Annotated in this window: 20 protein-coding genes and 1 pseudogene; 11 read left to right on the forward strand and 10 right to left on the reverse strand. The window is 26.2% G+C overall.

The features are described 5' to 3' along the window. Window positions 1-80: 80 nt before the first annotated feature. The 9 genes from PWP28_RS05355 to PWP28_RS05395 all read right to left on the reverse strand — a co-directional run bounded on the left by PWP28_RS05355 (window position 81) and on the right by PWP28_RS05395 (window position 7,715). Complete coding sequence (locus tag PWP28_RS05355) at window positions 81-1,430, reverse strand: TIGR00366 family protein (protein ID WP_109604737.1); 1,350 nt, start codon at window positions 1,428-1,430, stop codon at window positions 81-83. Window positions 1,431-1,560: 130 nt separating this feature from the next. Beyond that, window positions 1,561-2,220, reverse strand: a complete 660-nt coding sequence (locus PWP28_RS05360) for a 3-oxoacid CoA-transferase subunit B (protein WP_109604738.1) — start codon at window positions 2,218-2,220, stop codon at window positions 1,561-1,563. After that, the gene (atoD, locus tag PWP28_RS05365) at window positions 2,217-2,873 is read right to left on the reverse strand and encodes an acetate CoA-transferase subunit alpha (RefSeq protein ID WP_308644368.1); all 657 of its coding nucleotides are present in this window, start codon (window positions 2,871-2,873) and stop codon (window positions 2,217-2,219) included. The genes PWP28_RS05360 and atoD overlap by 4 nt, the downstream gene beginning before the upstream one ends. A gap of 236 nt (window positions 2,874-3,109) precedes the next feature. Beyond that, complete coding sequence (locus PWP28_RS05370) at window positions 3,110-4,267, reverse strand: ABC transporter permease (RefSeq protein WP_109604740.1); 1,158 nt, start codon at window positions 4,265-4,267, stop codon at window positions 3,110-3,112. Further along, complete coding sequence (locus PWP28_RS05375) at window positions 4,260-5,012, reverse strand: ABC transporter ATP-binding protein (RefSeq protein WP_109604741.1); 753 nt, start codon at window positions 5,010-5,012, stop codon at window positions 4,260-4,262. The genes PWP28_RS05370 and PWP28_RS05375 overlap by 8 nt, the downstream gene beginning before the upstream one ends. A 32-nt stretch (window positions 5,013-5,044) precedes the next feature. Then, window positions 5,045-5,779, reverse strand: a complete 735-nt coding sequence (locus PWP28_RS05380) for a hypothetical protein (RefSeq protein WP_308644369.1) — start codon at window positions 5,777-5,779, stop codon at window positions 5,045-5,047. A 31-nt stretch (window positions 5,780-5,810) separates the two neighbouring features. Next, the gene (locus PWP28_RS05385) at window positions 5,811-6,458 is read right to left on the reverse strand and encodes a hypothetical protein (RefSeq protein WP_109604743.1); all 648 of its coding nucleotides are present in this window, start codon (window positions 6,456-6,458) and stop codon (window positions 5,811-5,813) included. After that, window positions 6,448-7,344, reverse strand: coding sequence for an ABC transporter ATP-binding protein (locus tag PWP28_RS05390; protein ID WP_308644370.1), 897 nt, complete (start codon window positions 7,342-7,344; stop codon window positions 6,448-6,450). The genes PWP28_RS05385 and PWP28_RS05390 overlap by 11 nt, the downstream gene beginning before the upstream one ends. Beyond that, window positions 7,344-7,715 carry a GntR family transcriptional regulator gene (locus PWP28_RS05395; protein ID WP_109604745.1) on the reverse strand — a complete coding sequence of 124 codons (372 nt, stop codon included), beginning with the start codon at window positions 7,713-7,715 and terminating at the stop codon, window positions 7,344-7,346. The genes PWP28_RS05390 and PWP28_RS05395 overlap by 1 nt, the downstream gene beginning before the upstream one ends. Window positions 7,716-7,895: 180 nt before the next feature. On the opposite strand from PWP28_RS05395, the gene PWP28_RS13815 reads away from it, so the two are divergent. The 11 genes and pseudogenes from PWP28_RS13815 (at window position 7,896) to PWP28_RS05450 (ending at window position 18,367) form a co-directional block, all read left to right on the forward strand. Next, window positions 7,896-8,372: a biotin transporter BioY gene (locus PWP28_RS13815; RefSeq protein ID WP_374045483.1), complete on the forward strand. Its 477-nt coding sequence runs from the start codon at window positions 7,896-7,898 to the stop codon at window positions 8,370-8,372. Beyond that, a pseudogene (gene bioB / locus PWP28_RS05405) lies at window positions 8,353-9,241 on the forward strand (biotin synthase BioB). Before PWP28_RS13815 ends, bioB begins: the two are co-directional and overlap by 20 nt. Beyond that, window positions 9,238-9,879, forward strand: coding sequence for a dethiobiotin synthase (gene bioD, locus PWP28_RS05410; protein ID WP_264150637.1), 642 nt, complete (start codon window positions 9,238-9,240; stop codon window positions 9,877-9,879). Before bioB ends, bioD begins: the two are co-directional and overlap by 4 nt. Next, window positions 9,876-11,165 (forward strand): adenosylmethionine--8-amino-7-oxononanoate transaminase, encoded by a 1,290-nt coding sequence (gene bioA, locus PWP28_RS05415; protein ID WP_308644372.1) that lies wholly within the window; start codon window positions 9,876-9,878, stop codon window positions 11,163-11,165. The genes bioD and bioA overlap by 4 nt, the downstream gene beginning before the upstream one ends. 85 nt (window positions 11,166-11,250) lie before the next feature. Next, entirely contained in the window at window positions 11,251-13,281 is a 2,031-nt protein-coding gene (locus PWP28_RS05420) for a prolyl oligopeptidase family serine peptidase (protein ID WP_308644373.1), read from the forward strand. A 141-nt stretch (window positions 13,282-13,422) separates the two neighbouring features. Next, entirely contained in the window at window positions 13,423-13,806 is a 384-nt protein-coding gene (locus tag PWP28_RS05425; protein WP_308644374.1) for a GntR family transcriptional regulator, read from the forward strand. Next, window positions 13,803-14,654 carry an ATP-binding cassette domain-containing protein gene (locus tag PWP28_RS05430; protein ID WP_109604751.1) on the forward strand — a complete coding sequence of 284 codons (852 nt, stop codon included), beginning with the start codon at window positions 13,803-13,805 and terminating at the stop codon, window positions 14,652-14,654. Before PWP28_RS05425 ends, PWP28_RS05430 begins: the two co-directional genes overlap by 4 nt. Further along, window positions 14,647-15,330, forward strand: a complete 684-nt coding sequence (locus PWP28_RS05435) for a hypothetical protein (RefSeq protein ID WP_264150642.1) — start codon at window positions 14,647-14,649, stop codon at window positions 15,328-15,330. The genes PWP28_RS05430 and PWP28_RS05435 overlap by 8 nt, the downstream gene beginning before the upstream one ends. 17 nt (window positions 15,331-15,347) lie before the next feature. Then, window positions 15,348-16,697 carry a hypothetical protein gene (locus PWP28_RS05440; RefSeq protein WP_308644375.1) on the forward strand — a complete coding sequence of 450 codons (1,350 nt, stop codon included), beginning with the start codon at window positions 15,348-15,350 and terminating at the stop codon, window positions 16,695-16,697. Between the two features lie 17 nt (window positions 16,698-16,714). Continuing rightward, window positions 16,715-17,587, forward strand: coding sequence for a DegV family protein (locus PWP28_RS05445; RefSeq protein ID WP_308644376.1), 873 nt, complete (start codon window positions 16,715-16,717; stop codon window positions 17,585-17,587). 21 nt (window positions 17,588-17,608) lie between these two features. Then, on the forward strand, window positions 17,609-18,367 hold the full coding sequence (locus tag PWP28_RS05450) for a SagB/ThcOx family dehydrogenase (protein ID WP_109604755.1): 759 nt from the start codon (window positions 17,609-17,611) through the stop codon (window positions 18,365-18,367). Window positions 18,368-18,412: 45 nt separating this feature from the next. On the opposite strand, the gene PWP28_RS05455 is transcribed toward PWP28_RS05450, so the two are convergent. Further along, a complete protein-coding gene (locus tag PWP28_RS05455; protein WP_308644377.1) occupies window positions 18,413-19,513 on the reverse strand; it encodes a glycerol dehydrogenase in 1,101 nt (366 codons plus the stop codon). Window positions 19,514-19,515 lie beyond the last annotated feature (2 nt).

A 19,515-nucleotide genomic window follows, 5' to 3' on the forward strand; every position in this document is an offset into this window, starting at 1 on the left:
TAAAAATAAGCATGCTCTATAATTATTTTATAAATCAAAAAAACTCTGAGAAATAATAAACTCTCAGAGTTTTTCAAACATTAAAAAATAAGCATTGAAACTGTTATTATCAATCCTGAACAAAGTAAATCAACTATACAAAACCCCATTATATCTCTTGCACCAAGTCCAGCTATTCCAAGTGCAGGCAAAGCCCAAAATGGTTGTATCATATTTGTCCATGCATCTCCCCAAGCTATTGCTAGTCCAGTTTTAGCAGTTGAAACTCCTAACTCAATTGAAGCAGGCATCATAATAGGTGCTTGAACTGCCCATTGTCCACCACCTGAAGGAACAAAAAAATTTACTATACCGGCACTCAAAAAAGTAAACAATGGAAATGTAGTTGGATTAGATATACTTACAAACCAATGTGAAATCAAACCTGCGAGACTAACTCCTGCACTATTGGCTCCAACCATCATACCCATTATTCCAGCATAAAAAGGAAATTGTAAAATAATTCCTGAAGCTCCTTTTACAGCTTCTTTAACAGCATTAATATATCTCTTAGGTGTTTGATGAAAGACAATTCCAACAGTTAAAAATATAAAATTAACTATATTGAGATTCAAATCAAAACCATTAGTATAAAAATGATAAATAATATAAATAATCCCAAATAATCCAAGAATTATAGAAATTATTTTACTATTTTCAATTTTATCTGCTGGTGTCATATCTTTATTATTAATTTCAATTTCTTCATTTTCTTTTAATAAATCAGAATCAACGCTTACAACCTTATCAGCATCTGGATGCATAGCTCTATTTATAAAAGGAAGAATTAAAATGAGTGAAACAGAAATAAATATATTTAAAGGTGAAAATATAGTATTAGAAACCGGTATAGCTTCAGAAATAGCTCCAGAAGTCATTTCAGCAAGATTTGCTGTACTTGTGGCCAAAGTTAAAGGTATTGAACCTGAAATTCCTCCATGCCAAACCAAAAATCCAGAATAAGCACTAGCTATCAAAAGTCTATAATCAACATCCTTAACTTTTCTTGCTATTTCTTTTGCATAAAGTGCTCCTATAACCAATCCAAATCCCCAATTAAGCCAACAGGCTATAGCTGAAACAAAAGAAACGGCTAATATAGCTTGTGTCGGTGTTTTTATAAATTTGGTAAGACTTATCAAAAATTTCTTTATCGGTGGTGAACTTGCAAGTGCATGTCCCGTGACAAGAACTAAAGCCATTTGCATAGAAAAAGCCAATAATTTCCAAAATCCTGAACCCCAATGAACTATCATATCTATTGGACCTTGTTGAGTAAAAATCATTCCGAGAATCCATGTTAAAAAAGTTAAAAAAATCGCAAATATGAATGCATCTGGTAAATACTTCTGAACCAAATTAACACAAGCATTACTAAACTTTTTAAACATAAAACATCCTCCCTTAATAAAAATAAAAAGGACTGCCTGCAAAAATTTATAAATTATCAGAAACAGCCCCTTAATTTTTTATAAATTTATTTTTTTAAATATTGAAGTATTTTTGCTAATCAATAATAATTTAAATTTTCATATTTTTTAAATCTTTAGATATTATTAATTCAGCCCCAGTAGCTTCTTTAACTTCTTCAACTGTAAATTCTTCATTTATTTCTTTTAAAATAAGTCCATCTTCAGAAACTTCTATAACTCCCATTTCAGTTATTATTAAATCAACTTGTGAAGCTGCAGTAAGTGGGAGATTACAATCTTTTAATATTTTATGATTTCCTTTATTGGTATGTTCCATAGCAACTATAACTTTTTTCGCTCCAACAACCAAATCCATAGCTCCACCCATACCAGGAACCATTTTACCTGGAATCATCCAATTCGCAAGATTGCCTTTTTCATCTACTTGTAAAGCACCCAAAATAGTTATATCGACATGTCCACCACGTATTATTCCAAAAGAAACGGCACTATCAAAAAAAGCACCATCTGGTTTTATAGTGACAAACATACCACCAGCATTTACAAGATCTCTGTCTTCTTTACCTTCTTCTGGTTTTGGACCAAGACCAACAAAACCATTTTCTGATTGAAAAGTAACATCTATATTTTCTGGAACATAATTTGCAACTAAGGTAGGAAGTCCTATACCTAAATTAACAACATCTCCATCTTTTAATTCTTTTGCAACTCTTTTAGCAATGAATTGTTTTATTTCATCTCTATTCATACACTTTCACCCCCAACAATATAATCAACAAAAATACCAGGAGTCATAACAAAATTAGGATCCAAATCTCCTATTTCAACTAATTCATTGGCTTCTACGATAACTGTATCCGCAGCTGTTGCCATTATAGGATTAAAATTTTTTGTGGATTTATTATAAATTATATTTCCTTTTTTATCTACTTTATGACCATAAATAAGAGCAAAATCAGCTTTTAAAGGTTCTTCCAAAAGATATATTTCTCCATTAACTTCTATTTTTTGTTTATTTTCTTCTATTACTGTTCCAACACCGGTAGGAGTCAAAATTCCACCCAAACCATATCCAGCAGCTCTAATTCTTTCAGCAAGAGTTCCTTGAGGAACTAAATCTACTTCTATTTCTTTTTCATTCATCTGTCTTCCAGTTTCCTTGTTAGTACCTATATGAGAAGCTATTACTTTTTTTACTTGCTTGTTAAAAACAAGTTTTCCAACTCCATAATCGATATAACTGGTATCATTTGCAATTATGGTGAGATCTTTAACCCCTTTTTTCACTAATGCATCAATAATTTTATGAGGAGTTCCACATCCCAAAAACCCTCCAACCATAATAATTGAGCCGTCTTTAATATTTTCAATAGCTTCTTCAATTGAAATAAGCTTATTCATAAATACACCCCCGTGATTTATAATTTTGACATTTATATATGAATCACTTATCAACACCCAAAATAATTATAAATCATAATACATAAAATATATAACTTGATTATCAAACAATTAACTATAAACTTTTATTTTTAATTTCAATTAAATCAATTAATTTCAATAATTCAAAACTTTACTAAGAAAAAAATATCAAAAAAAAACTCATATCAAAATTGATATGAGTTTTTTATTTATTTTTAAGAAACAGTATTAAGAATTTTTTCTGTATTAAATAATTTTGAAGTTGCATAAATTAATAAAGAAATAAATCCAACATTAACTATAATACTTATACTAAAGCTTAAAATGCTCATTTGATTTAATAATATATCTTTAAGACTAAATATAGAATTTATAACAGGTATAAAATAAATAACAAGGTTCTTGGTTGTATCCATTTGCATAGTAACAACCCCTGCTACTATAACTAAAATATATATGGGAGATATATATCCAGATGCCTGTTGTAAATTTTTTGCAAGACTGCCAAGATAAACAAATAATGAAGCAGCTATACCAGCTAAAGCAAGTAAAGATACGAGTAAAGCTATTATATTAGATAAAGAAAAAATTTGTATACTTCCCATTTCACCAGAACCAAATAATAGAGAATTAAGAGAAAAAGCCAATACAAGTCCCGCAAAAGAAGATATGGCATTTAAAAGACCTGAAAAAACAACATACATGACTTTTCCCATAGCTATAGAAGTTCTTGAAACCTGATTAACAAGTAAAGAGGCAAGAGAACCACGTTCTTTTTCACCTGCAGTAGTATCAAGTGCTATACTCATTGCACCTGAAAAAACATATATCAAAATCATGTATGGTATTAAAACAGAGAGAAAAAAGTTTCCTTTTGCCTCTTCTGGAGCTGTATCAACCTCTTCTATACTCAAAGTATTTAATTTATTTAAACTGAGGTTATAAGAAGATAATTTTTTATCTGTTAGATAATTTTCATATTCAGAAATAGAATTTCTTATAACATCAAAAGCATGTTGATTCTTAGTTGAATTAGAATTATAAAACACTTTAATACTCGCCTTATCACCAGGATTAAAATTATTTGGAAATACTATTTTTAAATCTTCTTCTGGTGAATATTGATCAACAACTTTGAAGTTTAAAGATCTATCCAAAATACTCAAAAACTCTGAATCTTCTATATTTTCAATGACAATATTATAAACCCTTTCTTCGGCATCTTTTTCTTGAAGTTGGCTAACATAACCTATTGAAGTAAATATCAAAGGCATGAGTAAGAGTGGAAGAAAAAATAAAGAAAAAATAGTTCTTTTTTCTTTAAAAATATTTTTTAATTCTTTTTTGAAAATAACAACAGCATCTTTAAACATTCTTTAAAAGCCCCCTTTCAACAGCCAACTTATAAAATACTTCTTCAAGTCTTTCTTCATCATATTTACTCAATATATCATCAAAAGTACCATTTTCGACTAAAGAACCATTCATTATTATTCCAATTTTGTCACAAAGTTTTTCTGCTTCTGACATTATATGAGTAGATAAAATAATAGTTTTCCCTTTCTTTTTAAAATCAAATAAAAAATCAACGACTATTTTAGATGCCAATATATCAAGTCCATTAGTAGGCTCATCAAATATTATTACATCTGGATCATGTAATATACTAACAGCAATAGAAGCTTTTTGTTTCATTCCAGTTGAAAGTTTTTGAACTGGTTTATCTAAAAAATCATTCATCCCTAAATATTCTGAAAGTTTTTCAATTTGAGTTTTTATATAACTATCATCAAGATGATTGAGTTCACCAAAAAATTGCATAAGCTCTCTCGGAGAAAGATTGCCGGATAATTTCATATCACTTGTCAACAAACCTATAATACTTCTAACTTTATTTGATTTTTTTAAAGTATCATAACCATTAACGCTGATACTTCCCTTATCTGGTTTCAATAAAGTAGCAATACATCTTAAAGAAGTAGTTTTTCCAGCTCCATTAGGTCCTAATAATCCATATATTTCTCCTGGTTTGGCTTCAAAAGAAATATCTTTTAAGACTTCTATCTTTTTAGATTTTTTACTCTTAAAAGATTTATAAATGCCATTAACCTCTACCATCTTTACACCCCCAAAAAATATTCATCAAAATTCTATTGATTAGAATCAAACTCAACAAACTCTTTTTCATAAATCATATTAAAACTATAAAAATTTTTTTCATCAGCATTACCTTTTACATTAATTCTGTAATTACCCTTTGGTACATCTATAATACTATAATTTCCTTTAGAATAAAAGTTAAAATCTGAATCAATTATAGAATCACCATTTTCATTTACTATACTAAGATTAATATCTGATTCTTTATTACTTTTAAATTTTCTTAAAAGAATTTTGCTATCCTTTAAAACATTCATTTCATGATTTAAATCTATAAATTTAGAAAAAGATACATTAGAATTGAAAATATCGAATTTGCTATTATTATTATTAAAATTTACAAAATCTGTGTAATGGCCTATATTAAAATCATATGTAGCATTTTTTTCTGAATATCCTTCAATATTTAAAATGTATTCTCCACTGGGAATTTTTAACTCTTCATAATCTTTTTTTTCATTTTTACCTTCAGTTTGAAAAATAATAGTACCATTTATATCTAATATTTTAAAATCTACACTTAAAATATTCTCATCTTTATAAGCATTGATAAAAATGATGGTATCTTTCTCAACATTCATAGTTTTGCTGAGTGAATAAACCCCTTCAAAAGATCCTTTCATATCATAAACTTGCAAAAAATGATTCTTACCTTTCACAAAAGCCATAGTAAGAGTTAAAACAAAGGCACATAAAATTAGAAAAGCAATACCTTTTTTATTCATAAAATCACCTCATATTATTAATTTAAAAATCTTAATATTTGAATTCTAATTTTTTAATTAAAAACTTATTAACAAATATAACTAAAACATTCATCAATAAGAGAAAAGAAATCAAATGAACTCCAAACATATTCATCAATATAAATCCACCAATATAATTTACAAATAATAAAATCAGTGAAGCTATAAGACAAAAAATACCAACAACATAATACCAACCATATCTCTTACCTATAAAAGAAATAAAATTAATCATATTAACTATGAAAAAAATACCTATCAAAGAAAATACTAAAATTATTCCTCTTTCAGATATATCTTCCATAAATAAAACAGAATTTATTACAGCTGTAGAAAACAAAGTAATAACGACATTCATTTTAAAAATGGATGAAAAATAATATTTTCTTGGCAATGACAACATCATAAAAATATCTATATATGTAGTTGGTGCCATTACAGCATAAACAATAGCCAATGTAATAGAAAAAATAGACATATTCATAATCACAGTACCAGATATATCGCTAAAAGTTATATTACTATACCCATCAAATAATAAAGATAAAACCACATTAAATATAGTTATAGCAAAAAAAATCAAAAAGAAGATTTTCGCATACTCCAAAAACATCTTAAAAAGAGAATTAAAAACTATTTTACTCTTATTATTTTGCATCATCATCACCACCATTAGTCAAATAATAAAGCAATTTTTGAATACTTATTTTAGATACTTCTATATCATCACTTTTCATATTAAAAATCTCTTCTTCTGTCAATCTTCCTTTAATTGCATAAGATGCGAGACTTCCAAGTTTTTCAACATTTAGTATTTTATGAAAATCTGTATACTTATTAATTTTACTTTCTCTTCCCTGCAATAACCAATAAATTTCTCTAAGAGATTCCAAATCCTCATCTATAATTATTGAACCATTATCTATGAAAATGACTTTTTCAAACATACCCTCAAGCTCATTTATAAGATGTGAAGAAATTATTATAGTTCTTGGATGTTCCATATAATCTTTTTGAAGTTCAGAATAAAAAACTTCCCTCGCAACTGGATCTAAACCAACATAAGGTTCATCAAATAAAGTAATTTCTGCCCTACTTGCAAGTCCCATAATTATACCTACTGCTGTTTTCATACCTTTTGATAATTTAGAATAATACTTTTTTTCATCTATTCTAAACTTTTTTATTAAATATTTAGCATAATCATTATCCCAATTCTTAAAAGATTTAGAGCAAAGTTCAAAAAAAACATTCATTTTAAAAACATTACTTGTTTCAAACGCTTTTCCAAGAGTTTCTCTTGCAAGACAAATATTTTCGACAACAGAACTATCTTTAGATAAACTCTTATCTCCTATAAAAATATCTCCTTTACTCGTTAAAAGTTGATTAGCTATTATTTTAAGTAAAGTGGTTTTTCCAGCACCATTTCTTCCAATAAGACCATATATTTTATCCTTTTCAAATGAAAGATTAACATCTTTTAAAGCAGCAAAATCATCATAATACTTATACACTTTATCTATTTTTATACTTTCTCCCATCATATATCCTCCCCATATTTTCTTATCATATCAATAAGATCTTCTTTAGTTATACTCAACTTCTCTGCTTCTTTTATCATTTTAAGAATATATTCTTCAAAAAAATTCTTTTTTCGTTTACTTTTTATCATATTTATTGCCCCCTTTTTTACAAACATTCCCAATCCTCTTTTTTTATACAAAATATCATCTTCCACAAGAAGATTAAAACCCTTTCTTGCAGTAGCGGGATTTATTTTAAAGGTTTGTGCAAGTTGATTCGTTGAAAAAACCTGTTCTTCCTCTTTAAAATCTCCCTCCAAAATCATATCTTCTATCATTTCAGCTATTTGTAGAAACAGAGGCTTAGTTGAATCTTCATTTAATTTCATAAAGCACCTCCTTAGTTAGTAGTTTAGTTAGTCGGTTGAGTAACTAACTACATTTTTATTATATACTAAAAAAAAATTAAAGTCAACTATTAAAATAAGATATTTTAAAAATATAACATAAAAAAGCATACAAAAATACATAATGTATTCGTAACATATTTAAAATATAAAAAAATTATAATAAAAAATAAAGTAACATTTACATTACAATATGTATTCGTTCTATTATCAGGGATTATTCTTGGATCTAAAAAAGCTTTATTATCTCAAACAATTTATTTAATAATTGGACTAATAGGAATTCCCATATTTTCACAAGGTGGTGGAATTTCTTATGTATTAAACCCAACTTTTGGTTATTTAATTGGTTTTTTAGCATGTTCCTATTTAATTGGATTATTTTCAGAAAAAATAGTTATAAAAAATTCTTTAGCTTTATTTTTATGTTCCTTACCAGGTCTTATAATAATGTATCTAATAGGTATTATATATTTTTTCTTGATAATGAAATACTATTATGCAAATGAAATAATAATAAAAACATTTCTAATAAAAATAATTCCTGATTTCATAATGGATATAGTATTAACTTATTTAACAGTTCTTATAGGAATAAATATAAAAAGGAGACTTAAAATTGATAAAAAATTTATTTGAAAAAGTATTACAAAATATCGATATAAATAAAGAAGAAGCAATTTATTTAATAAACTCTGATTCAGAAGAACTATACTATTATGCAAATAAAATAAAAAATTATTTTTGTGATGATAAAGTGGATCTTTGCAGCATAATAAATGCAAAATCTGGAAATTGCACTGAAAATTGTAAGTATTGTGCTCAATCGGCTAAGTACAAAACAAATATAAAAATTTTTCCTATGATAAAACACGAAAAAATACTTTCTGAAGCTAAAAAAATAGAAAAAAATAATATTAAAAATATATAAAAAATTAAAAAAAGAAACAAATTTAGAGCTTTGTGGTTCTCTTGGATTGTTGACTTATGAAATGGCTTTAGAACTTAAAAAAGTTGGTATATCTACCCTACATAATAATCTTGAAACTTCAAAAGATTACTTTTCTAAAATATGTACTACTCATACATATGAAGATAAAATAAACACTATAAAAAATATTCAAAAAGCAAATATAAAAGTTTGTTCTGGTGGAATAATAGGTCTTGGAGAATCTATAATAGATAGAATAAATTTAGCTTTTGAACTTAAAAAATTAAATATAAAATCAATACCAATAAATATCCTGACGCCCATAAAAGGAACTCCTCTAAATAATATAAAAATATTATCAAAAAAAGAAATTTTAAATACCATATCAACATTCAGATTCATAAATCCAAAATCTAATATAAGATTTGCTGGTGGAAGACAATTATTATCAGACAATGGAAAAAAAGGCTTATTATCCGGAGCTAATGCCATTTTAACGGGAAATTATTTAACAACAACTGGAAGTAATATAACAAAAGATATAAATATGATAAAAGAATGTGAATTAAAAATATGATAAGAATATTTATAACTTCAACAAATACAGAAATAGGAAAAACATATATATCATCTTTAATAATAAACAAATTAAAATTAACCCATAAAATAGAATATTGTAAACCTGTTGCAAGCGGTGGAGATGAAGATATAAATTATATAAAAACAAAAACAAACATTAAAACACATAATTTTTATACATTTAAAACCCCCGTTTCACCTCATCTAGCTTCACAAATAGAACATATAAAAATATGTCCAAAAACAATAAAAAATAAAATATCAAAAATAAATACAGAAATACTCTTAATTGAAGGGGCAGGCGGTTTAATAACTCCAATAACAAAAAACTATCATATATATGATTTAATAAAAGAAACAAATTCAAAACCAATATTAATAACTCATACAAATATAGGAAGTATAAATGATACATTGCTAAGCATTGAATTTATGAAAAAAGAAAATATACTCCCAGTTGGAATTATATTTAATAGATACAATAACCGTTTTTTTGAAAAGGATAATATAAACATGATAAAAAACTATACAAAATTACCAATAATTGGAATTATAAATGAAAATAATGAAAATAATGATAAATCAAAAAAAATCATAAATATAAATAAAATCATTAAAGAATGTGAAATAATATGAAAGAAAATCATATATGGTATCCATGCACTCAAATGAAAGAAATTGATTTAAACCCTCTTCCAAATATAAAAAAAGCAAAAGGATCATGGCTAATAGATAAGAATAATAATAAATATCTCGATGCAATATCTTCATGGTGGGTAAATCTTTTTGGACACAATAATCCAGAAATAAAAAAAGCCATAAATAAACAGTTAAATAAATTTGAACACATAATATTTTCAAACTTTACCCATGATCCTGCAATAAAATTTACAGATGAACTTGTAAAAGTACTTCCAAAAGGATTAGAAAAAGTATTATTTTCTTCTGATGGTTCATCAGCTGTAGAAATGGCTTTAAAACTATCTTTTCAATACCATAAACAAATAAATAATAAACAAAAAAATAAATTCATTTCAATAACTAACAGTTATCATGGTGAAACCATAGGAGCTTTAAGTGTAGGAAATATAGACATATTTACAAAAACCTATAAACCATTGATAAAACAAAATATAACTATACAAGGACCCGAATGCACAAACTGTATATATAAAAAAAACAGACTAAATTGTAATGCTGAATGTTTTGAAAATATAGAAAAAGAAGTACAAAAAAATCATAAAAAAATTTCAGCAATAATAATAGAGCCAATGGTACAATGTGCAGCTGGAATGAAAATTTACAACAAAACATATTTAAAAAAGATAAGAGATATATGTAATCAATACAATATAAATTTAATAGCTGATGAAATTGCCGTTGGGTTTGGAAGAACTGGAAAAATGTTTGCTTGTGAACATGCAAATATAAGTCCCGATATAATAACCCTTTCAAAAGGTATAACAGGCGGATTTCTTCCTTTATCTGTTACAGTATGCACCAAAAAAATATATGATGCATTTTATGATGATTATGAAAAAAACAAATCATTCTTACATTCTCATTCATACTCTGGAAATCCTATTGCATGTGCAGCTGCTCTCGAAACTTTAAAAATATTCAAAAACCAACAAATTCTAAACAAGATAAATCAAAAATCTTTATATATGCAAAAACAAATAGAACAAAATTTAAACAATATTCCTAAATTAAAAGAATATAGACATATAGGTTTAATTCATGTGATAGAAATAAATAATAAAAACCCAAGATTTAATTATGAAATTCATAAAAAAGCTTTAAAAAAAGGGCTATTAATAAGACCTATTGGAAATAATATATATTTTATGCCACCGTATACAATAAAAAATGAAGAAATTGATTTTATAATACATATATCCTCTGAAATATTGAAAAAATAAAGAAAAAATACATGAAATTAAATTTTAAAATTATTAAAAATTATTATATAATTTAATATACTAATGAAAAATGGGGGGTTTAAAAATGGGAGAGTTTAATTATCCGAAAACAAAAAAAGTAAATCAAATTGATGAATTCTTTGGAGTAAAAGTAAAAGATCCATACAGGTGGATGGAAAATGAAGATGATCCAGACTTAAAAATTTGGATAAACCAACAAAATGAAATTGTAAAAGATTATATGAAAAAAATACCTTATAAAGAAGAAATAAAACAAAAAATAAAAAATATAAACAAATATACAAAATATATGCCAACAACAAAAATAGGAACAAAAATAGTATATAGACAAAATGAAAATCTTCAAAATCAAGACATAATAAAAATGTATGATGAAACAACTGATGAAGAAAAAATATTAATAGACTGTAATGATCTTTCAATAGATGGAACAACAACTGCATATATAACGAGCAAATCAAAAGACAACAAATATATAACTTATAATATTTCAGAATCTGGATCAGATTGGCAAAAAATTAAAATTAAAAATATAGAAACTAATGAAGAATTAAAAGATGAAATAAACTGGGTAAAATTTGGAATAATAAGTTGGTATAAAGATGGCTTTTATTACACTGGTTATGAAAAACAAAATAAATTATCTTCAAAAAATGAATCTATGAAAATATACTATCATAAACTAAATACCTCACAAGAAAATGATGAAATAATATATCAAGACTCAGAAAATCCTGAACGTTTTGTTCTTGCAATGGTGACTCATGACGAAAAATATCTCATGATAATAACAACTACAGGGACATATGGTGAAGAAATAAAAATCAAAAAAATAAACTCCGAAGAAAAAGAAAAATTATTATTTGAAGGGTTTGACTATGAATACCAATATATAGGAAACATAGAAAATGAACTTCTTTTCATAACCAATAAAGATGCCCCAAATAATAAAATAATAAAAATAAATCCAGAAACATTAAAAGAAAAAGATTTTATAAAAGAATCAAATTCAAAATTAGAATACATAACAAAAACAAAAGATAAATTCTATATAAACTATCTCGAAGATGTACAATCAAAATTAATACAATTCGACATAAATGGAAAATTCGAAAAAACAATTCCTTTACCTGATAAGGGAATAATATTTGACTTAATAGGTAATCAAACAACTACAAAGATATACTATATATTCTCATCATTAACATATCCAGAAACAATAATGAGTTACGATTCAAAAACTGGAAAAACAGAAATATTCAAAAAACCAGACACATCTTTTAATTCAGAAGATTATATAACAGAACAAATATTTTATAATTCAAAAGATAATACATCAATTCCAATGTTCATAGTAAGGCATAAAAACACACAATTAAACTCAAACAATCCAACGATATTGTATGCATATGGAGGATTCGATATATCTGTAATGCCAGTATTCAATCCATATAAAATTCCATTACTTGAAATGGGAGGAATATATGCAATAGCAAATATAAGAGGTGGAGGCGAATATGGCCAAAAATGGCATAAAGCTGGAATGATGCATAAAAAACAAAATGTTTTTGATGATTTTATAGCTGCCGCAGAATATCTAATACAAAAAAAATATACTTCCAAAGAAAAACTCGCAATTGAAGGAAGATCCAATGGTGGTCTTTTAATAGGGGCTGTAATAAATCAAAGACCAGATTTATTTAGAGTTGCCTTTCCAACAGTTGGGGTAATGGATATGTTAAGATTTCATAAATTCACAATTGGTTGGGGTTGGAAAGTTGAATACGGATGTGCTGAAGATGATAAAGAACAATTCAACACCATTTATAAATACTCACCTTTACACAATATAAAACAAACACAATATCCTGCAATAATGGTTAGAACAGCAGATCATGATGATAGAGTAGTACCTGCACATTCATTTAAATATACTGCAACACTTCAAGAAATATCTCAAAGCAAAAATCCAATCTTAATAAGAATAGATACAAAATCAGGACATGGAATGGGTAAATCTATGGAAAAATTAATAGATGAAAATGCAGATACAATAGCTTTTATGCTTTATAATATGGAAATACAAAAAATATAATAAAAAATAAAAATAATCTCTCGTTTAAAACGAGAGATTATTTTTAACATCATTGAAATCTAAAATTAAAAATTTAAAATAAAATTAGGTTAATGACTTAAATGGTTAACCATTAAACCAAGAAATAATGTAATTTCAGAGGTGATAAAAATAAAAATAAATTATTCAAGTAATACTCCACTATTCATACAAATTGCTCAAGCAATAGAAGATGACATAATTTCAGGAATATATAAAGAAGATGAAATGATAATATCGACAACACAATTATCAAAGCTTTTAAGCATAAACCCTACAACTGCAGTAAAAGCAGTTGGACTCTTAAATGAAGAAAACATATTATATAAAAAAAGAGGCGTTGGAATGTTCGTATCTAAAGGAGCATTAGAAATAATAATAGAAAAAAGAAAAAATGAATTTTTCAACAAAAAAGTCAAAGAATTTTTAGATGAGGCTTTCAAAATTGGATTAAATACAAATCAAATAATAGAAATATTGAGAAAGGAAAGTGAAAACAGAAAATGAAATTAAAAGTAGAAAATCTCACTAAAAAATTTAAAAAAATAAAAGTATTAAATAACTTAAATATCTCAATAGAAAGCAATGGAATATATTGTTTACTTGGAAGAAATGGAGCGGGAAAAACAACACTATTAAAAATAATAAGTGGTTATATACCAAAATATGAAGGAAACATATATATAGATAATATAAAAATCCCAAAAGGTCAAATACCAAAAAATCTATGCTTCATTGAAGAAAAAGTAAAGCAATTAAATAAACCAATAAAAGAACTATACAAAATATCCTCTACATTCTATGAAAACTGGGATTATGAACTCGCCAATGAACTTTCTGAAAAATTTAATTTGGATTTAAATCAAAAATTCAAAAAACTTTCTTTTGGAATGCAAACAATAACAAATTCAATAATAGCTTTATGTAGCAACTCCAAAATAACGCTATTAGATGAACCAATGCTTGGATTCGATTCAATACTAAGAGAACAATTCTATGAATCTATAATAGAATCCTATCAAAGATCTCCAAAATTAATAATAATATCGACACATCTTATAGATGAAATAGCAAATTATTGTGAAAAAGTAATGATTATGAATTCTGGGAAAATAATATTAAACGAAACTATCGAAAACATAAATGAAAAATCATTTAGCATAATAGGTGAAGCAAAAGAAGTTGAAAACGCCATAAAAGATTTAAATATATTAAGCAAAGAATATGTTTCAAACTACATGCATGCAACATTATATGATGAAAACACTCAAAATTTGACTGGAAATTTCAATATAGAAAAAATATCTTTACAAAAACTATTTGGAAAAATGGTTGGAGGAAAAACTAATGAATAGATATATAAACTTTTCAAAAATAAATATAGAAAACTTAAAACTACCATTAACCATAACTTTTATGGTATCTTTATCTCAATTAATCCAAATGGCAATAATGCTAATAATACAAAGCACAGATAGTATTATAATAGGAATAGGAAACTTCTTTCTTATGAATCTTGTGATGTTTCCAATATTCACCTCTATAAAAAATTTCAGAAAATTCTTAAATCTTGGTATGAAAAAAGAAGATTTCAAATATGGAAAGCTATTTTTCTATACAAATGTTTCTATAATAACAGCCCTACTAAACATACTTTTTTATTTCATAGAAAAAAACTTATTAATAAACACTTCATTAACTTATATAAATCTATTAGATATATTTGGATGGTTCAACTTTGGATTAATAGGATGTATAATATATCAAACTTTTGCATATCTCGTACTAATGTATTTTGTTGATTTTCTAACGATAAGTAATCATCATTTAATAGGTTGGATAACAAGTGGAATATTGATAGCTTTTGTATCTGTATTCTCATCTATAAGGATATTAAGAATATGGTTTGGACAAATGTTAAAATTCATATTATTCAATGAAAACATATTAATGCAAATAATAATAGACTTATCCATAATAATAGCACTATTTATAATAAACAATTGGTTTATACAAAAAAAAGAACTCTAAAAATAAGGTGATTTAAGATGAATTTAAATAAAAAATGGTTCAAATTAGACAATGCTGGAAAGTTATATTCTTCAACAATATCATCAAAAGCAACAACAATATTCAGAATATCTGTATATTTAAAACAAAATATAAATATAAATATACTTGAAATATCCCTAAAGAACACTTTAAAAAGATATCCATACTTCAAAGTAAGACTAAAAAGGGGACTATTCTGGTATTACCTCGAAGAAACAGACAAAAATATACCCATACAAAAAGAAACATATTATCCATGTATGAACTTTAATTTTAAAAAATCAAAATCTGTGCCCTTAAGAATACTATATTATAATAACAAACTATCTCTGGAAATGTCACATGTATTAACAGATGGAAATGGAGCTATAGAATTTTTAAAATTGTTATTAGCACAATATTTTGAAATTAAAGATCAAATAAAAATTAATATACCTTCAGATATACAAATATCCGAAGAAACAGAAGACTCTTTTCAAAAATATTATAAAAGAAAAATTCCTGGAATAAAAATAGGAAAAACAGCTTTCCATTTTTCATTTAAAAAAAATAAAGAATCAATATATTCGGTAACAACCGCAAAAATAGAAACAGATAAACTATTAAAAAAATCGAAAGAACTATCAGCTTCAATAACAGAATTAATAACGGCTTTGCAAATAAACTCAATAATAGAAATAATCCAAAAAAATAAATATAAAAAAAGACCTGTTTCAATAAATATTCCTGTAAATCTTAGAAATATATATCCATCAAAAACTATGAAAAATTTTTTTATAAGTATAACTCCTACAATAGATCCAAGACTCGGAGAATTCACATTTGATGAAATACTTCAATATACAAAAAATTATATAAGACAAAATACAGATAAAAAATATTTAAATCCAATAATAACCAGAAATGTAAAAAATCAAAAAAACATATTATTCAGTATATTTCCTTTGAAAATAAAAGATATTGGAATGCCTTATATATATAAAATATTTGGAGAAAAAAATTACACCACAGGTTTTTCAAATCTTGGAATATTAAAATTTCCAGAACAAATTCAAAAAAATATAGAAGAAATAGAAGTAATACCTCCACCAAGTGAGGGCAATTTAATAAAATCAGCATTAATAACAAATGGGAAATACACCTATTTAACTTTTGGAAACCTAACAAAAGATGAACAATTTGAAACCACATTTCTAAAAAATTTAGAAAAATTAAATCTAAATTATGAATTAAATACAACAAAAAATAAAGAAAAATACCCAATTTTCAAATTAAATGACAAAAAACAAAAAAATAATTCAACAAATATAATATTAGAATTTCAAAAAAAATTTCACCTAAATTAAAGATAGGGAGTGAAAAAATGATAGGAATAATATCTGATACTACAAGTGATGTACCATCTTCAATATTAAATACAGAATTCTTAGAAGTAATATCTGCTAAAGTAATATTAAACGAAAAAGAATATAGAGATGGAAAAGAAATTCAAAATGAACAAGTGATAAAATTTATGGATGAAGGTGGATTCCCAAAAACATCTTTACCTTCATACAGTGATATCTCAGAAGCATTCAAAAGACTAATTTCAAAAGGATACAAAAAAATAATATCTATAAATGTCTCCAGCAAACTAAGCGGTACATATAATATGTTCACAAATGTAAAAAAAGATCTGCAAAAAGAATTTAAAGACATAAAAATAGAACTAATAGATTCAAAAAGCGTCTCTTTAGGATCGGGGTTACTGGTAAAAAAAGCTTTAAACTTAATAGAAAAAAACACTCAATTTGAAGAAATAGTAAAAGAAATAAAAAATTCAATAGGTAATAAAATAAATATAATGTATACTATTCCTACATTAAAATATTTAAAAGCAGGTGGAAGAATTGGAAAAGTATCGGCAACAATAGGAGAATTCTTAAATATAAAACCCATAATACCGGTGAATAATGAAGGTATATACTATACAGTGTCAAAAGAAAGAGGATTAAAAAGAGCTCAAACAACTATGGTAGATAAAATGATAGAATGGTCAGATGGAAACATTCCACAAGAACTATATATAGGAAAAACAGATAACACAGAAACAACTATGTCTACAATAGAAAAAATAAAACAAAAACTAATAAACAAGGGTATAGAAATTGAAAAAATAAAAACAGAACAAATCAATCCTTCGCTTCTTTCACACACAGGAAAAGGATTGATAGGAATAACCATATTAAAATCTTGATAAATAAAAAGGGGGATAAAAATGAACTTAAATGAAGCAATAAAGAATGGAAGAAAATTTTTAAAATCTCATCATGATGAAATAGAAGAAAACTTTCAATCAGATCAAAACAAAAAAATACCTCAGCCAGCATTAGAAAAAGAATATGATAAAAATAAAGAAATAATTGAATTAACACCAGAAGAAGAATTTGATTTTGACGAAATAAACTTAAAAGATTTAATAAAAAATAGAAAAAGTCATAGAACATTCATTGATAAACCTTTAAGTTTAAAAGAACTCTCTTTTTTGTTATGGTCGACACAGGGAACTAAAGAAATAATAAAAAATAATTATGCCGCATTAAAAACAGTTCCATCGGCAGGTGCAAGGCATCCTTTTGAAACATATCTATATATAAGAAATGTAGAAAATCTCGAACAAGGACTATACAGATACTTATCTTTAGAACACAAATTATTAAAAATAGAAACAGGAAATTTTGATGAACAAATGCTAGAAGCTGCTTTAGGACAAAGAATGGTCATTAAATCTGCGGTAGACTTTATATGGACAGTAACACCTTACAGAACCGAATGGAGATATTCAATCCTCTCACATAAAATAATAGCTTTAGATGCTGGCCATATATGTCAAAATTTATACTTATCATCTGAACTAATAAATGCAGGAACATGTGCAATAGGAGCTTACTCACAAACAAAATCTGATGAACTTTTAAAATTAGATGGAAAAGAAGAATTTACAATCTATATGGCTCCAGTAGGTAAAATAAAATAATTGAGAGTCTGCATAAGCAGACTCTCTTTATCCCAAAAGCCTTTATTAATTACCTTTAAACAGCTTTCCCAAACTATCAGCTGTTAAAATAGCTGCATAGACATCATCTGCAGTCACATCAAAAGGCATATTATGAATAGTTTCACCTTCAACAGCAGAAGCTTCTGCAACCCTCATCAAAGCTTCTTTATTAATCTCTTCTATTCCAAGATCTTCTAAAGTAATTGGTAACCCTACATCAACACAAAAGCTCATAACTTCTTCTATCTCTTTAGTAGGAGCATTTTCTAAAACTAATTGAGTTAAAGTACCAAAAGCAACTTTCTCCCCATGATATAAATTATGACATTCTTCTAAAACAGTAAATCCATTATGTATAGCATGTGCTGCTCCAAGTCCCCCACTCTCAAATCCAATACCACTCAAATAAGTATTAGCTTCTATAATTTTCTCAACAGAAGATGTACAAACCTTTTTTTCTACTGCCAATTTAGCTTTAAGACCTTCATTTATTAAAGTATCATAACATAGTTTTGCTAAAGCCATAGCAGAAGTACTCGTCAAAGCACCTGTCATAGTTTTTGAATTAGAAGCTTTACATGCACGTGCTTCAAAATAAGTTGCCAAAGCATCACCCATACCTGCAACCAACAATCTAACTGGAGCATTAACAACAACTTTTGTATCAACCAAAACAACTGATGGATTAGTTGGAAGAATCAAATATTCTTCAAAAGCTCCATCATCAGTGTATAAAACTGAAAGAGCACTACATGGAGCATCAGTAGAAGCAATAGTTGGAACTATAACAACAGGCATTTCCATATAAAAAGCTAAAGCTTTAGCTGTATCAAGAGCTTTACCTCCACCTATTCCTATAATAAAATCGCAGTTATTTTTTTCACATAATTCTTTTAAACGATTAATCTCATTTTTAGAACATTCACGATTAAAAAGTTCAAATAAACAATTCTTACCTTTATTCTTAAAACTATTTTCAACAATATCTCTTGTCAATCTCATTCCAGAAGGACTTGCAACGATAAAAGGTGCATTTCCAAAAAAACTCACATGTGATTCAATTCTTTCAAGTTCACCATAACCTTGAATATATTTACCAGGAGAAATAACTATATTAGTATTCATAA

Origin of the sequence: Oceanotoga sp. (assembly GCF_030445905.1) — a bacterium.
Taxonomy (GTDB): domain Bacteria; phylum Thermotogota; class Thermotogae; order Petrotogales; family Petrotogaceae; genus Oceanotoga; species Oceanotoga teriensis.

Bases quoted from the DNA above. Each gene is read 5' to 3' on its own strand.
- PWP28_RS05430 (WP_109604751.1), top strand. From the start codon at position 13,803: ATGAAATTAAAAGTAGAAAATCTCACTAAAAAATTTAAAAAAATAAAA.
- PWP28_RS05370 (WP_109604740.1), bottom strand. From the start codon at position 4,267: ATGTTTAAAGATGCTGTTGTTATTTTCAAAAAAGAATTAAAAAATATT.
- bioD (WP_264150637.1), top strand. From the start codon at position 9,238: ATGATAAGAATATTTATAACTTCAACAAATACAGAAATAGGAAAAACA.
- PWP28_RS05375 (WP_109604741.1), bottom strand. From the start codon at position 5,012: ATGGTAGAGGTTAATGGCATTTATAAATCTTTTAAGAGTAAAAAATCT.
- PWP28_RS05420 (WP_308644373.1), top strand. From the start codon at position 11,251: ATGGGAGAGTTTAATTATCCGAAAACAAAAAAAGTAAATCAAATTGAT.
- PWP28_RS05385 (WP_109604743.1), bottom strand. From the start codon at position 6,458: ATGCAAAATAATAAGAGTAAAATAGTTTTTAATTCTCTTTTTAAGATG.
- PWP28_RS05390 (WP_308644370.1), bottom strand. From the start codon at position 7,344: ATGGGAGAAAGTATAAAAATAGATAAAGTGTATAAGTATTATGATGAT.
- PWP28_RS05450 (WP_109604755.1), top strand. From the start codon at position 17,609: ATGAACTTAAATGAAGCAATAAAGAATGGAAGAAAATTTTTAAAATCT.
- PWP28_RS05435 (WP_264150642.1), top strand. From the start codon at position 14,647: ATGAATAGATATATAAACTTTTCAAAAATAAATATAGAAAACTTAAAA.
- PWP28_RS05395 (WP_109604745.1), bottom strand. From the start codon at position 7,715: ATGAAATTAAATGAAGATTCAACTAAGCCTCTGTTTCTACAAATAGCT.
- PWP28_RS05380 (WP_308644369.1), bottom strand. From the start codon at position 5,779: ATGAATAAAAAAGGTATTGCTTTTCTAATTTTATGTGCCTTTGTTTTA.
- PWP28_RS05440 (WP_308644375.1), top strand. From the start codon at position 15,348: ATGAATTTAAATAAAAAATGGTTCAAATTAGACAATGCTGGAAAGTTA.
- PWP28_RS05360 (WP_109604738.1), bottom strand. From the start codon at position 2,220: ATGAATAGAGATGAAATAAAACAATTCATTGCTAAAAGAGTTGCAAAA.
- PWP28_RS05355 (WP_109604737.1), bottom strand. From the start codon at position 1,430: ATGTTTAAAAAGTTTAGTAATGCTTGTGTTAATTTGGTTCAGAAGTAT.
- PWP28_RS05445 (WP_308644376.1), top strand. From the start codon at position 16,715: ATGATAGGAATAATATCTGATACTACAAGTGATGTACCATCTTCAATA.
- bioA (WP_308644372.1), top strand. From the start codon at position 9,876: ATGAAAGAAAATCATATATGGTATCCATGCACTCAAATGAAAGAAATT.
- PWP28_RS05455 (WP_308644377.1), bottom strand. From the start codon at position 19,513: ATGAATACTAATATAGTTATTTCTCCTGGTAAATATATTCAAGGTTAT.
- atoD (WP_308644368.1), bottom strand. From the start codon at position 2,873: ATGAATAAGCTTATTTCAATTGAAGAAGCTATTGAAAATATTAAAGAC.